Annotated in this window: 12 protein-coding genes; all 12 read left to right on the top strand. The window is 42.7% G+C overall.

The window, feature by feature from the left end; all coding sequences use genetic code 11:
* Positions 1–27: 27 nt before the first annotated feature.
* Positions 28–2,973 (top strand): Fe-S-cluster-containing hydrogenase, encoded by a 2,946-nt coding sequence (locus tag LA303_RS10200; protein ID WP_240525240.1) that lies wholly within the window; start codon positions 28–30, stop codon positions 2,971–2,973.
* A 15-nt stretch (positions 2,974–2,988) separates the two neighbouring features.
* Positions 2,989–4,371: an NrfD/PsrC family molybdoenzyme membrane anchor subunit gene (nrfD, locus tag LA303_RS10195; RefSeq protein WP_240525238.1), complete on the top strand. Its 1,383-nt coding sequence runs from the start codon at positions 2,989–2,991 to the stop codon at positions 4,369–4,371.
* On the top strand, positions 4,364–4,885 hold the full coding sequence (locus tag LA303_RS10190) for a DUF3341 domain-containing protein (RefSeq protein ID WP_240525236.1): 522 nt from the start codon (positions 4,364–4,366) through the stop codon (positions 4,883–4,885). Before nrfD ends, LA303_RS10190 begins: the two co-directional genes overlap by 8 nt.
* A 17-nt stretch (positions 4,886–4,902) precedes the next feature.
* Entirely contained in the window at positions 4,903–5,490 is a 588-nt protein-coding gene (locus LA303_RS10185; protein ID WP_240525234.1) for a c-type cytochrome, read from the top strand.
* Between the two features lie 27 nt (positions 5,491–5,517).
* Positions 5,518–6,696: a hypothetical protein gene (locus LA303_RS10180; protein WP_240525232.1), complete on the top strand. Its 1,179-nt coding sequence runs from the start codon at positions 5,518–5,520 to the stop codon at positions 6,694–6,696.
* 112 nt (positions 6,697–6,808) lie between these two features.
* Positions 6,809–7,621, top strand: a complete 813-nt coding sequence (locus LA303_RS10175; RefSeq protein WP_240525230.1) for a hypothetical protein — start codon at positions 6,809–6,811, stop codon at positions 7,619–7,621.
* 463 nt (positions 7,622–8,084) lie between these two features.
* Positions 8,085–10,337, top strand: coding sequence for a cytochrome C (locus LA303_RS10170; RefSeq protein WP_240525229.1), 2,253 nt, complete (start codon positions 8,085–8,087; stop codon positions 10,335–10,337).
* 36 nt (positions 10,338–10,373) lie between these two features.
* On the top strand, positions 10,374–12,764 hold the full coding sequence (gene nosZ / locus LA303_RS10165) for a Sec-dependent nitrous-oxide reductase (RefSeq protein ID WP_240525227.1): 2,391 nt from the start codon (positions 10,374–10,376) through the stop codon (positions 12,762–12,764).
* 201 nt (positions 12,765–12,965) lie between these two features.
* The gene (locus tag LA303_RS10160; RefSeq protein WP_240525225.1) at positions 12,966–13,373 is read left to right on the top strand and encodes a c-type cytochrome; all 408 of its coding nucleotides are present in this window, start codon (positions 12,966–12,968) and stop codon (positions 13,371–13,373) included.
* Positions 13,374–13,458: 85 nt separating this feature from the next.
* Positions 13,459–14,247 (top strand): hypothetical protein, encoded by a 789-nt coding sequence (locus LA303_RS10155; RefSeq protein WP_240525223.1) that lies wholly within the window; start codon positions 13,459–13,461, stop codon positions 14,245–14,247.
* 51 nt (positions 14,248–14,298) lie between these two features.
* A complete protein-coding gene (gene nosD, locus LA303_RS10150) occupies positions 14,299–15,669 on the top strand; it encodes a nitrous oxide reductase family maturation protein NosD (RefSeq protein WP_240525221.1) in 1,371 nt (456 codons plus the stop codon).
* 51 nt (positions 15,670–15,720) lie between these two features.
* Entirely contained in the window at positions 15,721–16,128 is a 408-nt protein-coding gene (locus tag LA303_RS10145; protein ID WP_240525220.1) for a hypothetical protein, read from the top strand.
* The last annotated feature ends 451 nt before the right edge of the window (positions 16,129–16,579 follow it).

The following is a 16,579-nucleotide window of genomic DNA, read 5'->3' as shown; positions in this document are numbered from 1 at the left end:
TTTTAACTAATTCCATTTCAATATATTATGGAGAAGAAATACTGGCAAAGTCTGGAAAATTACAAGGAACTGAAAAAAAACCGTGTTTCAGAAAAAGAAGCCATGCCCGAATTTTCCATCGAAGGTTTGGAAGAATCTGAAGTGAAAGGAAAATCGAGCCGTCGTGATTTCTTGAAAATGATGGGTTTTTCGGTGGGAGCAGTGGCGCTGGTCTCCAGCTGTCAAATGCCTGTCCGGAAAGCAATTCCTTTGTTAAACCGGCCGCAGGAGCTTACTCCCGGTGTCCCTAATTATTATGCTTCCACTTTTTTTGATGGTGATGAATATTGCAGCATTCTCGTGAAAACCCGCGAGAGTCGCCCGATTAAAATTGAAGGAAATGAGCTTTCACCCATTTCGCAACGGGGAACCACAGCCCGCGTACAGGCTTCTGTGCTTGACCTCTACGATGATGCCCGGTTGAAAGGCCCGGTAAAAAACGGAAAACAAACCGACTGGAAAACCATAGATAAAGAAATTCAGGCGCAGCTTAACACGCTGAAAACCGAAGGAAAATCGGTAATTCTTCTTACTTCTACGATTATTAGTCCGACTACCCGTAAGCTGATCGGTGATTTTATTCAGGCTTATCCCCATGTAAAATGGGTACAATACGATACTTTGCCCCTGTCGGCGATGCGTCAGGCCAACCAAACCAATTTTGGGAAAGCGGTCATTCCTTATTACCATTTCGAAAATGCTGACGTCATGGTGGGCTTTAATGCCGATTTTCTGGGAACCTGGCTGATGCCGGTGACTTTCTCCAAGCAGTTTGCCAAAGGACGTAAAATTAAAGACGGACAAACGAAAATGTCGCGTTTGTACCAATTCGAAACCAATATGTCACTCACCGGTTCCAATGCCGATTACCGGTATCAGATTAAGCCTTCCGAAGAGGCGGCTGTCTTGCTTAAACTGTACAATACATTAGCTAAGAAAACAGGTAATACGTTGTATCCGGCCCCGTCGGTGAAAACAGATGTAAAGCGTGTGGCTGCGGACCTGCTTCGGTCTAAAGGAAAATCGCTGGTGGTTTCAGGAACCAACGACTTGCAAATTCAGTTGATTGTCAATGCTATCAATGCTCTTTTAGATAATTATGGAAAAACCATTGACCTGAATACGCCGGTTTATCTGAAACAGGGACAGGAAAAAGAGATGAAAGCGGCATTGAAGGAAATGCAGTCGGGTAAAGCCGGTGGCATTCTCTTTTACAATGTTAATCCGGCTTATGATTGTGTTCATGCTCCGGATTTGGCCAAAGCGGTGAAAAAGTTACCGTTAAAAGTTTCATTTGCTTCCACAATGGACGAAACAGCTGCATTGTGCGATTATGTTTGTCCGGATAATAATTACCTGGAGTCGTGGAACGATGCAGAGCCGGCCGCCGGATTTTACAGCTTTACCCAGCCCGCTATCCGGCCTATTTTTGATACGCGGCAATTTCAGGAGAGCCTGTTAACCTGGATGGGTGCCAAACAGAGCTTCTCCGATTATTTGGAAAATAATTGGAAAACAACCTATTATCCCAAACAAAAAGAATATTCAAGTTTCGACAAGTTTTGGTTTAAATGTAAACAGGACGGCGTTTTTTATCTTGCAGAAACAGAAACAGCCCAGCCGGCTTTTAAACCGGCCCGGTTAAAAGTTTCCCGCCCGGCGGCAAAAGGCCTGGAACTGGCATTGTATGAAAAAATTGCCATGGGAACCGGTAAACATGCCAATAATCCCTGGCTGCAGGAGATGCCCGATCCGGTTTCCACAGCCACGTGGGATAATTATGTTACGGTTTCACCGGCTTATGCCGATGCCCAGGGGTTGAAACAGGAAGATGTGGTGAAAATCAACGGAAAGATAGAACTTCCTGTGTTGATTCAGCCGGGGCAAACCGAAGGAACCATTGGTATTGCGGTAGGATATGGACGAACCCATGCGGGAAAAGTCGGTGATGGCATCGGAAAAAATGTTTTTCATCTGTTGAATACAGATGGCGGAACAAAAAAATTGTTGGGAACATCTGTTACGTTGACCAAGACCTCCAAAACTTATCCGTTGGCACTTACCCAGACCCATCATGTGATGGAAGGCCGTCCTATTGTACGTGAAACGGTGCTCGGAGAGTTTATTAAGAATCCGGCAGCAGGTAATGAAGAGCATGAGAAATTCCTGAAGAGTGAAAATTTCAGCCTTTATCCTGAACCGAAATTTGATGCTTTCCAGTGGGGACTTTCCATCGATCTGAATAGCTGTACCGGTTGTAGTAACTGTTTGATCTCCTGTCAGGCAGAAAACAATGTGGCGGTGGTAGGAAAAGAACAGGTAAAACTGGGACGGATTATGCACTGGATCCGGATTGACCGCTATTATTCCGAAATGGCTGATGATCCGGAAGTGTTCCACATGCCGGTGATGTGCCAGCAGTGTGACAATGCACCGTGCGAAAATGTATGTCCGGTGGCGGCTACCACACACAGCGATGAAGGATTGAACCAAATGGCCTATAACCGCTGTATCGGAACCCGCTATTGTATGAACAACTGTCCGTATAAAGTGCGGCGTTTCAACTGGTACGAATACGTGAACAACAACAGTTTTGATTATAACATGAACAGCGAACTGGGCAAACTGGTATTAAATCCGGATGTAACCGTTCGTCAGCGTGGGGTAGTGGAAAAATGTACGTTCTGTGTACAACGTATCCAGGAGAAAAAACTGGAAGCCAAAGCCGAAGATCGTGAATTACGTGACGGTGAAATTTTAACGGCCTGTCAGCAAAGTTGTCCTACCGATGCCATTCAGTTTGGAAATCTGCTGGACAAGAAAAGTGCTGTCAGTCAGTCCAACGATACCGGCCGGATGTATCATCTGCTCGAATCGTTGCATACGCTGCCTTCCACAAGCTATTTAACTAAAGTAAGAAATAAAGAAGCATAATAAAAAACGGGTATTATGTATAATATTAAAGTCAGAGGCGTATTAATTGAAGGAAATAAGCGATACCACGATATTACGCGTGATATTACCAATCCTTTGCTGAGTAAGACAACGCCGGCCTGGTGGTGGGCTGCTGCCTTTATCTCCAGTGCCATGCTGGCCTGGGGTGTTTGGGGCTTTTACAACACCATTGCCAATGGAATTGGAACCTGGGGATTAAATAACAGCGTTTCATGGGGATGGGCGATCATTAACTTTGTTTGGTGGATTGGTATTGGACATGCCGGAACGGCCTTTTCCATCTTTTTGCTGGTACTGCATCAAAAATGGAGAACCTCCATTAACCGGGCAGCCGAAGCCATGACCATTTTTGCAGTGATGGCTGCCGGAATGTTCCCGTTGATCCACATGGGACGAATCTGGGACGGATTTTTTATTTTCCCTTATCCCAATACCCGTGGCCCGTTGTGGGATAACTTCAACTCTCCTCTGTTTTGGGATGTGGTGGCGATTAGTACTTATCTGACGGCTTCATTCCTGTTTTGGTATGTGGGGATGATGCCCGATTTTGCGACTATTCGCGAAAGAACCACTTCTAAAGTTAAAAAAGCCATTTACAACGTATTGAGTTTTGGCTGGCTGGGATCGGCCCGTGGTTGGTTGCGTTTTGAATCGGCAGCCCTTTTGATGGGCGGATTAACAGCTCCGCTGGTTGTTTCGGTTCACTCTATTGTGGCCACCGACTTTGCAGCCGGTGTGGTTCCCGGATGGCATTCTACCATTTTCCCCCCGTTTTTTGTGGTGGGCGCCATCTTTTCCGGATTTGCCATGGTGCTGACCATGATGATCATTGTCCGGAAAGTATATAAATACGAAGAGTACGTTACCCAACGACATTTGGATGCAATTGCCCGTGTGCTGACTTTTGTTTCTCTCATCATGGGAGTAGCTTATATTTCAGAAATTTTTATTGCCTGGTATTCCGACTCGCCTTACGAAATGTTTGTCTTTTTCAAAAACCGTACGGTGGGCGAATATGCTTTTGAATACTGGGCCATGATTACTTTTAATGCCATTGTTCCTCAGCTTTTCTGGTTTAAAAAGGTTAGAAAAAATATTACAATGGTTTTCATTATCAGTATCTTCATTAATATCGGGATGTGGTACGAACGTTTTGTGATTGTGGTCACCTCATTGTCAAAGACCTGGTTGCCGGCTACCTGGCATGGTTATCATCCCACAGTAACAGAAGTGGCTATTTATGTAGGTACCATGGGATTTTTTATTCTCGGTATCCTGCTGTTCTTGCGCTTCTTGCCTATGATGGCCATCAGTGAACTGAAAGGCGTGTTGAAAGAAACCAGTATTGTTACAGAAAACTCGGAAAATCATGAATAATCAAGCTCAAATACTCGGCGTTTTTGATGACCCGGATGTGGTAACCGATGCCGTGAAAAAACTGCTCGACAACGGAGTGAAAGTAAAAGATGTCTATTCTCCTTTTCCGTTGGAACATGTTTGGGATTTATTAAAACTGAAAACACGGATTCCGTATGCTACTTTTGTTTACGGTGCACTCGGAACGGCTTCGGTCTTTGCTTTTCTGTATTGGTCATCGGTGATTAGTTATCCGCTTACTTTTGGCGGGAAACCGCATAATTCACTTTCTTTTGTGATTTTGATGTTTGTTTTGACCATCCTTTCCGGGGTTATCTTCACATTGGCTACGCTTTTGATTCGCGAAAAAATGTGGCCGGGGAAAAAAGCCCCTATGCCCGATCCCCGTTCCATGGATGATAAGTTTGTCATTGTGATTGAAAAAGATGAAAATATGGATGAAAACACGGTTCGTCAAATCGATGAATTGTTGAAAAAAAGTGGTGCCGTGGAGGTCAATGTAAGCAATGTATAATGCGAAAAACTTTTAAAATGAAAAAGATAACGATTCTATTTTTTGGTCTTTTCCTTTTGGCCGGGATGCTTTCGTCCTGTGTCAGCGATAAAAATGATCCGGGTTATGCTTACATGGGAAAATACGATATGTATTATACCAAATTTGATAAAGCGTACGCGCCGAGTAACGTTTTGCCCAACGGCCAGGTAAATCAGCCTGCTCCTGCCGGTGCGGTGGCCCGGAACAGTACCTATTTCCCGTATCATCCGAAAAATATTGCCGAAAAGGTGGCCGATCAGGCAAAAGCCGGTGTGGAACTGAAAAATCCGATTCAGCCCACTCCTGAAAATTTAAAAGAAGGAAAACGGCAGTATGATATCTTTTGTGCTGATTGTCATGGGTTTGATGCTAAAGGAAACGGCCATTTGTATGCTGCCAAACTTTTTCCGGCCAAGCCGCGTGACTTAACGGGAAGTTATGTGCAAAACATGCCTGATGGTACAATCTACTTTATCATTACAGAAGGTTCTATATCTGGTTTGATGGGGCCGCACGGGGTGCAGGTTACCCCCGAAAATCGTTGGAAAATCGTGAATTATTTGCGTTCGATTGTTAAAAAATAATGCCTCTGCGTATAAAAATAGATTCTCATGGATAACAAACTTCAAATTAGTAAGTCGTTTAAAATAATCATGATTCTCATGGTGGGAATTGGCGTGGTTACTGTTTTTGCCGGTTTCCTGACGGGTGCAACGACAAGAACATGGACTAATCTGCTGGTCAACAATTTTATGTTTTTGTCCATCGCTTTGGGAGCGCTTTTTTGGATGGCTTTGCAGGCCATTACCCAGTCAGGTTGGTCATCCGGATTTTTGCGGATTCCGCAATCCATGGTTTCCTACCTGCTTGTTGCGGCTATATTGTGGATTCCTTTGTTTTTTGGACTGCCTCATTTGTTTCACTGGGCAGAACCCGGTGCAGCCTTGCACGATCCGGTTTTAGCACATAAATCACCTTACCTGAATGTTCCCTTTTTCATTATCCGGACTGTGGTGTTTTTTATCCTGTGGATTTGGATTGCTTTGCAGATAAGAAAACTGTCGTTGCACGAAGATGTGGTTGGAGGACTGGATGCTTTCAATAAAATAGAATTTTTGTCCAAGGTCTTTATTTTTGTGTTGGGCGTTTCTTTTATCTTCGTGGGAATCGATTGGCTGATGTCGCTGGATGCACATTGGTATAGTACCTTGTTCTCGGTGAAGTTTTTTGTTTCGGCTTTTTATCATGGCTCTGCCATCATTGTTGCCGTGGTAATTATTTTAAACCGTTTGGGTTACTTCCCGTTTCTGAACGAAGGGCATCTGCATGATTTCTCGAAATACATTTTTATGCTGAGTATCATGTGGGGATATATGTGGCTGATGCAGTATTTACTGATTTGGTATGGCAATATTCCGGAAGAAACCGTGTATTATTACATGCGCCGGCAGGAAGGATTTTACGGATTGTTCCTGGCAGAAATCCTGGTGAACTGGTTGTTCCCGTTTCTGTTTCTCATGTGGAACCGGTTGGCTAAAAATCCTAATGCTTTGTTGATTACGGTCGCTGTATTGGTAGTGGGACAGTACATTGAAATTTATAACGCGGTAGTGGCTGAAACCATGCATAAAGTGGTATTCGGCTACCTGGAGATTGGTACTTTTATTGGTTTTGCAGGCCTGTTTATACTCATCACGGCCTTGTCGCTTGCCAAGCATCCGTTAGTCCCCAGAAATCATCCCTATTTGATGGAATGCTTTACGTTGGAAGATTACGAAGAAGAATATTAATGGGCAAAATTGACCCGGTTTAAAAAAAAGCTCCCGTTCTTTTCCGGGGGCTTTTTTGCTTTTGGTAATGGATAGAAACAAAAATAAACGTGTTTGGTTAAAAAATGTGCCGGTGTTGTTTCAGGTGTTGAGCCTTGATGTTACTGGCGGGGCGCTGGCATCTGGTTGCTTCTGGGCGCATCTCTTCGGTGTCCCCGTCCGTCCAGTTTGGCTGTTGGTGCTGGCTTTGTCGGTTTGGACCGTTTATACGGCCGACCATCTTGTGGACGGAATGACCAGAAAACAGGCAGCCGTTATTTACCGTCACCGGTTTCATTATCAGTATCGGCGTTTTTTTATTGTGACGCTTGTTGTCATTGCGCTTTTGGCTGCAGTACTCGCATGGATTTATCTTGGCGCAGCAGTATTCGAGAATGGGATGTGGCTGGGAACTTTTGCCGCTGTTTATCTGCTTTTGGTGTTGTTGGTACGCAAAAGCGGTTTTTATTTCCACAAAGAGTTTTTTATTGCCCTGTTTTATGTGGCAGGTACGGCACTGGCTCCTGTAACCTGGCATCATCGGGCTTTAATGGCCCCGGAATGGATATTGTTGGTGATTTATGTGCTGACGGCCTGGAGTGAAAGTGTCCTGATGTCATTTTACGAACAAAACGAAGACCAGCAAGATCATCTTAAAAGTTTTACCACTTTTTACGGACATTTTTTTACTCGTCGGTTTGTTGCAGTTCTGCTTGTTTTTCTGATTTTTTTGCTGATCGGACTGGTGTTTGTTTTTCCGCATTGGAGAATCTATTTTTCTCTTTTGCTGGTGATGAATCTTTTATTGTCTGTTTTGTTGCTTTTCCCCTCGTTCTTTCAGGTGAAAAACCGGTACCGGTGGTGGGGCGAGTGGGTATTTTGGCCGCCTTTTGTTTTGCTTTTGTAAGATAAAGGTAACCAGTAGTTTATTCGTTGTTTTGGGGCGGTTTATTAAAAAATAAAATATTCATTCCGGTGTAATGGATTTTTAATTCCTGCTTTTTTGTGGAAAAGTACCTGTGAGTGAAAACTTTTACAGGTTACGAAAGGCCGGTAAGCTTCGGTGATTCCTAACTGTTTATTTTTCACAGCGAAATAAAAGCCCCGGAATAATTATTTAGAATAATTATAAATTAAATAAATTTGATGATTTGTTTTAACATTATTTAAAAATTTTTAACTTTGTTACGAGTCAAACAGTGGGAAAAAGGATTTTGACAGGGTATATAAAATATTGATAAGTAACTGTTTGTGATTATATAAAGTGTTGTATTGCCCCTTATTTAGGTATGAGGGTACTAAAAGACAAACTTAAATTAGCTTAAAATTGAAACCATTTTCATTCATTTATAAACCTAATATTAATTATTATGATGTTAATTTCAAGACGTTTTCTCGTGTTGAGTCTTGTCTTTCTGCTGATGGCATCAGCCGGAGTTCCGGTTAAAGCCCAGCAGACGCTCAACGAGGTGAAAAAAGAACGTGGCTTGTCCGATGCCGATGTACTGGCTGCGGTCAAAACCTTTATGCCGCGAGGAGGCCGTGACGAGTATTTTGGGTTTGTGGGAACCGGTAACTCCGGAACCATGATCGTTTACGGAATCCCCTCAATGCGTATTTACAAATACGTGGGTGTATTTTCTCCCGAACCCTGGCAGGGATATGGTTACGACGACGAAAGTTCGTTGTTGCTGAAAAAAGCTTCGCTGGACGATAAAATCGATTGGTACGGCGATATGCGTTTTCCTGCACTTTCCGAAACCAACGGAAAATATGATGGAAAACACCTGTTCTATTCCGACGGGGCTAATTCGCGTATTGCCATGCTCGACCTCGAAGACTTTGAGACCAAACAGGTGCTGAGCCACCCGCTCTTTATTTCCTGTTATCCCGAAGTGGCCGTTACCCCTAATACCGACTGGGTTATTCAAACCAGCCAGTATCCCTCCACCTGGAACATGAGAACGGTCGACCTGAAAAAAGATTACGACAAAAAAATGAAGTCGGGAATTACCTTCTGGTATTTCCACAATGTAAAAAAAGCAACCAAAACGGGTCATGCCGGCCGTATTTTAAAGGAGAAATCCATTACGCTGGAATTACCTCCTTATACCCTTGGTTATTTTGATGTGGGTAAAATGGTAGGTGACGGACTTTTGGTTGGACTGGCTGACAAAGGCAGTAAACATTATGCCTATGTAGTGGATTACAAAAAAGTAATTGGCATGAAAACCACAGAAGTCAATAACTTTGCTGTGGTTCCGCTTGATGAAGCCTTAAAAGCCAATGCCATTGCATTGATTGAACTGCCGGCTAAAGCCAATATTTTAAAAATCACTCCCAAAGGCAAATATTTCATTACCGTGGATGATCAAACCAATGTGTTTGATTTTGCCAAAGTGAAAAATGCCTTGGTGAATAAAACTTATGCCGGAAAAGCCGATGGCGGTATTCCGGTAATCGATACCAAAAAAGTATTGCATGGCACCATGGATTTCGGCGGCCCCGTGATTGACGTGGCTTTCGAATATCGTCCTGATATTGCTTATGCTTCGTTGCATGATGCGAAAAAAATTGTTCGCTGGAACTATGAAACCCTGAAAAAAACCGGAGAACTGACCCTGGATTTCCATCCTTCCTACTTAATGGTGCCTCAGGGACTGTCAGAAACCCCTCATTCCAACTACCTGACGGCAGTGGATAAAGAGGTTCTTTATAAAAATCTGCAAAGTGTAGGTCCGGTTCGTCCCAGTGCCCAGCATCTGATTGATATTTCAGGTGACAAAATGCACGATTTATACACCATGACCTTACCGCAGTGTAATATGTATGGTTCGGTGGCGGTATTGCGTACTACCATTAAACCGATTATTCGGTATCCCACCGGAACCAACTCCAGAACCGGCGAAATTTCACCTTTCAAAACGGTGGCCGGAAAAGAAAAAATTGAACGTAAAGGAAACCGTGTTCACGTATTCGGAACCCTTATCCGTTCACACATTACCCCTGAAATTGTAGAAGTAAATCAGGGTGATATTGTTACGTTCCACCTGACCAACCTTGAGCTGGCAGAGGACGAAACCCACGGATTTACCATTGATACCTACGGTAAACACGGTAGCTTCGAACCGGGTAAAACCGCTTCGTTGACCTTTGTGGCCGACCGTGCAGGTGCATTCCCGTACTATTGTACCGAATTCTGTTCGGCCTTGCACCTCGAAATGGAAGGTATCTTGATGGTGAAACCGAAAAATTACAAATCCACAGGTGGCTCCGGCGAAATTCAGCTGACAGCAAAAGAGCTGGCCGGGTATAAGAAAAATTACGAAGAAAAACTGAAAGTGATTGCCCAAACCCAGGATGTAATCAATGGAGTGGTGAAATGGTTGAAAGAAAACCATTATGAAAACCATCCGTATGTAAAAGCACTGGTACAGGATGCTGTGGCTCAGTTGAACAAAGCAGCTGTTCCGAAACAGAACTATGAAAAATTTGCTAAAGAAGGCAAATGGAAACAGGCATTCCTGTGGGCCGAGCAGTATTTCCAATATCAGGTGAAAGCTGCTGATGCCGGTTTGCGTGCTAAAAAACTGTTGAAAGAAAAACTGGAAGGCATTAAGTAAAAATCGTAATTTTTTAAATTTATAATATTGAGTATTATGAAAAAATTCAAACAATATACCAGCCTCTTTATGGTTGTTCTGCTCGTTGGCTTTGGTATGGTTTTTACCGGTTGCGGCGGTAAAAAACAAAAAGCAACAGAAGTAGGAGCACCCAGAGGTAATGAATCATTTGGCGATGTGGTAAGCCGCAGAGGCCTTACCGCCGATGATGTTTTGGCTGCTGCCAAAACGTACACTCCCGATCATCTGAAAGATGAATACGTTGCTATTAACTCAGGCGGACAGGAAGGAAATATGCCAACTTATTTGGTGCCTTCCATGCGCTTGGTAAAATATACTCCGACCAATACCCGTCAGCCTTATGATGGTTATGGCTATTCCGCTGAAACTTATGATCTGATGAAAACCGGCTTTATTGATGGTGAAGAAATCCTTTGGGGTGATACCCACCATCCGGGTTTTTCTGAAACCAATGGCGATTACGACGGAAAATGGATCGTAATTAATGATAAAGCCAATCCGCGGATTTATGTCGTTGATCTGAAGGATTTTGAAGTAAAACAAGTGGTGATTAACCCGATCTTCAGAAGCGATCACGGTGGCGCTTTCTTTACTCCGAATTCAGAGTATATTTTGGAAGCTACCCAGTATCCGGCTCCTTACGATCATAAATATCATCCGTTGAATGATGTAAACTTCCGGAAATACTGGAGAGGTGGTCTTACCTATTGGGCCTTTGATGACAAAAAAGGAAGAATTGATGAAAAGAAATCCTTTACTTTTGAGTTGCCTCCTTATACGCAAGACCTTTCTGATGCCGGTAAAAATGCTACTTATGGCTGGGGATTTACCAACTCATTTTGTACAGAAATGTATATTGGTGGCGATATGCAGGGACGTCCTCCGTTTGAAGCCGGATGTTCTTCACGTGATGTGGACTATTTGCATGTGACCAATTGGAAAAAAGCAGAAGAGTTAATTAAAGCCGGAAAAATTAGAACCAAGATGGTGAACGGTATGCGGGTAATCCCCATTAGCGAATCCATCAAACACGGTTTGCTTTACCTGATCCCTGAACCGAAATCACCGCACGGTGTGGATGTGGATCCGACGGGTGATTATATCATCGTAGCCGGTAAACTCGACTCCCATGCATGGGTTTATTCCTGGGCTAAAATCAAAAAAGCCATTGAAACAAAAGATTTTGAAGGAAAAGACTCTTATGGTATTCCGATTATTGCTTTGAAAACGGCTTTGCATGGTAGTGTGGAAGTCGGTCTGGGACCGTTGCACAACCAGTTTGACCCGAAAAAAGGAATTATTTACACTTCGGTATACGTGGATTCCTGGACAACTAAATGGAATTACCTGACGCTGAAAGTGCTTGACCATGTTTCTTCAAACTATAACATTGGACACCTCGTTTCGGCACATGGTGACACCAAACATCCGCAAGGCAAATATCTCATTGAGCTGGATAAACTTTCCATTGACCGCTTTAATCCGGTGGGACCATTGCATCCGCAGAACCACCAGTTGATCGATATCAGCGGTCCGAAAATGAAAATCATTTACGATTTGCCGTTGCCTATGGGTGAGCCTCACTATACAGTGATGATGAATGTCAATTTGCTGAAGCCGATTGATAAGTATCCTGTCGGAACAGATATTGTTACACTGAAAAAAGCACCCTACGCTACTGAAGCCGGAAAAGAATATACCAAACGGTATGGCAATACGGTGGAAGTATTTGGTACAATTAATGACGGAAAAGTAACGCCGGCAAATATTTCGGTAAATCAGGGAAATCATGTACTGATCCATCTGACCAATACCGGACAGTCGAAACTCGATCATTATGTTTACGAAATTGCTTCGTATGATAAAGAGTATCGTTGGCGTCCGGGCGAAACGGCTACGCTTGATTTTGTGGCTGATAAAGCCGGGATGTACCCGTTGTTGTTAGATAAGATTCATTCTCCGGAAGGCCGTCAGCTGCAGGGTTACCTGGCTGTAAAATACAACGCCAAAGCTGAAAATGCCCGTCTGTTGGCTTTCTCTAAACGTATCCAGAAAGACAACGAAATGCAGAAATTCCAGCCTTCGGCTATTGAGTTGAAAAACCTGTTGCCGGGCGAATTGGAATTCCTCAACTACGGTTGTACAGCATGTCATAAATTCGGTAAAGATTTCAATGGTCCGGACTTGTTAATGGTGGACAAACGGCGTAGTGATGCCTGGTTGAAATCATGGATTATGCATCCTGAAAAACACCGGAAAGAAGCAGATATCGAAGCGATGCGTCAGAAATATAAACTGGCCATGCCGAACCAGAATGTTTCTGAACAGGATATCGGAAAGATCATTGAATATCTGAAAGCCAAATCGGCTCAGGTGCTGAAACAACAGCAGGAAAACAACAAATAATCCTGTTGGTTTCTACCTGAACTGAAGGGAATTACACAAAAGAAGCAATAGCGCATCTGATGCCTGTTGCTTCTTTTGTTTCTTTTGGACCGAAGGAAGTGAAACAAAGGCTGAAAGAACAAAATCGGGATAAATATTTTGGTTAATTGAGTATTTATTTTCTTAAATTTGCAAAGTAGAATTTTTAAAAGAACAGTTCCTATGAAAAAATTATTTGTACTTATCTTTATGGTAGCCATGGGTGGCTTCCTTTTGTCGAGTTGCGGCGGTAACGCACAAAAAGGTGAAAAATCAACGGCAGCAGTAAAAAAGGCTAAAACGGAGAAAACATATGTTGCCAATCTGGAAAATGGTAAAAAAGTATACAATAAAGTGTGTATTGCCTGCCATATGACCGGTGTAGCTGGCGCTCCGGCGTTGAAAGACAAAGCCCGGTGGACCGAAATTGCGGCTAAAGGATTGAAACAATTGCATCATGATGCCATTAGTGGTTTTACCGGAAAATATGGTGTAATGCCGGCTCGTGGAAGTTGTACTGACTGCTCTGATCAAGACTTGTACGATGCAGTAGCTTATATGTTGAAAACAGCTGGTGTAACGGCCAAATAATTTTTTCTGGTTTTTCAGCCTTGCTCAACGGCTGCAACATTTGGCTTTTCATCATCAATCTCTTTAAAACTTAAAATATCAAACTATGAAAAAGAAAACTACGTATCAGGCACTGGCCGGTTTGGCTGCCATCCTGATTATTGTGGTCTATTTCCTGCCCATGTGGCATGTGGCACTGCAAAGTATTCAGTATCCGAAATCAATGTATCCGCGCGGTATTCGTATCGACTTTAAATTCAATGGGGTTTACAATGGTTGTAAAGGAGAAAAAGAACGGGCAGAACTGGCTCAGGGTCAACAGGGCGCTGACTGTTTGCGCGAAATGAACGCCATTAACCATTTTATCGGAATGTATCATATCGTTCCGGGTGTGAACGAAGACAGAACCCGTAAATATCCTATTTATTACGTTTTTGACACCAAAAAAGATGCCCAGGGGCATGAAATCATTGATCCGAAAACCAATGAACCTATCCGGGTAAATGTTACACCAAAACCCTTGATCTTATTGGATAAGATTATGCATGCTTCGCCTTATATTTTTGCGGTGTTTGTTTTGTTTGTGCTGATTTTTATGTTTACACCCAAACGGAAATGTTTTGTGCCGGCCATTATTTCGGCTTTGCTTCCGTTTTATTTTCTCGGGGTTTACATTTATTACCTCTATTGGTACGGACACCATTTATCGATGCACGGCGGAGGCGCCTTCAGGGGAATTAAGCCTTTTATGCCTACCGTATTTGGTGAGGGAAAAGTGGCGCAGTTTACCACCCAATCTTATCCCTATTTCGGATTTTTCCTGGCACTGTTGGTGACGGCCCTGCTTATCGTGGCCATGATCATCAAGAAAAACAGCCTGAAAGAAGGAGAATAGTCCTGTAAAACGGCAGGGAAAGAATAAAAAGTATTGAAAAATCTTTTTTCTATGAAAGCAAAACCGGAAGGAAAACGAAGCAGAATGGCTTATCGGAATCTTTCCGGTTTTGCTTTTTATGCTTCTTTGCTGATGGCCTTTTTGATTTTCGGATGGCCGGCAAATGGACGGGGACAGACCGAACAACCGGTTTACGGAACCCTTACGCAGTATGACCTGACGACCACCGGTTACGATTCTATTCCGTTGCAACCGATTATTGATAATGCGGAGCCGGGACAGCACATCCTGTTGAAACCGGCAGTTTATACCGGACCGGTAGAGATTTCAACCGACGGGCTGGTAATTGACGGCCAGGGAAAAGCAATAATCGACGGCTTGGGGAAAACTTCGGTGATTTTTATTAATGCGGATAGTGTAACCGTTAAAAATGTTGTAATCCGGCATTCTGGCGGATCTTTTGATAAGCTGGATTCCGGTGTTCGTTTGAAAGGGGATTATAATGTTATTGAAAATTGCCGTATCGAAGATGTTTTGTTTGGTGTAGATATCTGGCAGTGTAATCATAACCGGATCATTCACAACGAAATCACTTCTCTGTTGCACCGGCCTAAAGCCATTAAAGGCGATGCTATCCGGTTGTGGTATTCCAAATTTAATATCATTCGTGGAAATTATTGGCATCATGTGCGTGACATGGTGGTTTGGTACTCGGCAGAGAATCTTTTTCAGGGAAATAAAGGAATCGGAAACCGTTATGGAATCCATTTTATGTATTCGCACAATAACCGGATACAAAATAATGTACTTATTAACAACTCGGTAGGAGTTTTCCTGATGTACAGCGAACGCACCATTATGACCGGAAATCTGATCAAAGACAATCACATTGGGAGTGGCATGGCGCTGGGGATGAAAGAAACCTCCTCCAACCAGATCCTGAATAACCGGTTTATTTATTGTACCGAAGGTATCCATGTAGATGTGTCGCCTTACGTGCTGGAACAAAAAAATACCATTGAACATAATGAGATTGCTTTTTGTGGTACGGCCATCTATTTCCATACCAATCAGGAGGGCAATCTTTTTAAGCACAACTATTTTCATAATAACTTAACCCAGGTTTATCCAGAGGTAACAACGGCCCGTTTTAATGTGTGGGATAATAATTATTGGGATGATTATCAGGGATTTGACCGTAATGATGATAACATAGGAGATATTCCGTACATTTTGCTTTCTTATTCTGGCCATTTATGGGATTTTGACCGGTATATGCGGTTCTTCTATGGTGCCCCGATTTTGGCTGTATTGGACTTTTTAAACCGGCTGGCTCCCTTTTCCAAACCTAAATTTGTACTGGAAGACAAAAAACCGGTGTTTCGATGGCCAAAAAATGATACGTTTACACCCGTGCGGTAAAAATATTTATATTCTTAGTTAGATATTTAATTTTTTTGTAGCTTTGATGCAATGATTCGGAAGGCAATATCCATATCGTTTTTACTGCTGTACCTGGCATTCCTGATTTTGCCTTCTTATCCGCTTTTGCATTATTATTTTTTTAGCTCTTCCCACGCTTATTTCGCCAATACAAAAGATAAGAATTATTCCAATGGTGATCATACTAAAACCGGTGATATGGCCTATTTGAGTGCGCTGTTGAAAAGTGCCGGTGATAAAAATAGTGCGACCACTAAAAACCAGAACCCACCTCCGACAACAAATAATGAGGTGAGTAATATGATTTATCTGGTATCGGGAACCTTTCATTTACAATTCCTGGCAGAAGGAATTCCTTTACATTTCTATAGTTATGCCGATCCGCTTCCTGAGCGGTATCTTAAAGTATTGATTCCACCGCCCAATTCCCGGGCATAATTTTCTCCGGTATTATTATTTCCCGGGCTTTTTACTTCCATTGGTTAACAATTTACGTGTAAACTGTGTTGTGTCCTTGCTTGTAAGGCAAGGAAAAGATGTGTGGAAGTTATTTTAAGCAGCGAAAGGGCTGTAGAACTTCGGTATCTTTTTAAAACAACAGGTTTATTTACGATAACAATCGGATGCCGCATAACAATGTGGTTCGTAAGTAATTCTCGTAACATCATGTAATTTGTTAGGTTTATAAATGAAAGTGGTTTTTCTCACAATGGAGTATAAAAGTACCTTGAATGTACACGAGCCGCTGTGTGCCAGATTATGTTGAATATACGGCAGTAATGGTTGCAGGTGGGCTGTGTACATTCTTACCGGAGAAATTGAACAAGAACATTCAAAACTTGTCCTGTGTTTTATTTGCCAACAATAAAACTTTTTTATTGTGGTTATT

The organism is Candidatus Sulfidibacterium hydrothermale (assembly GCF_020149915.1).
GTDB lineage: Bacteria > Bacteroidota > Bacteroidia > Bacteroidales > F082 > Sulfidibacterium > Sulfidibacterium hydrothermale.
Note: the sequence above shows the minus strand (reverse complement) of the source record. Positions and strands in the feature narration are given on the sequence as shown.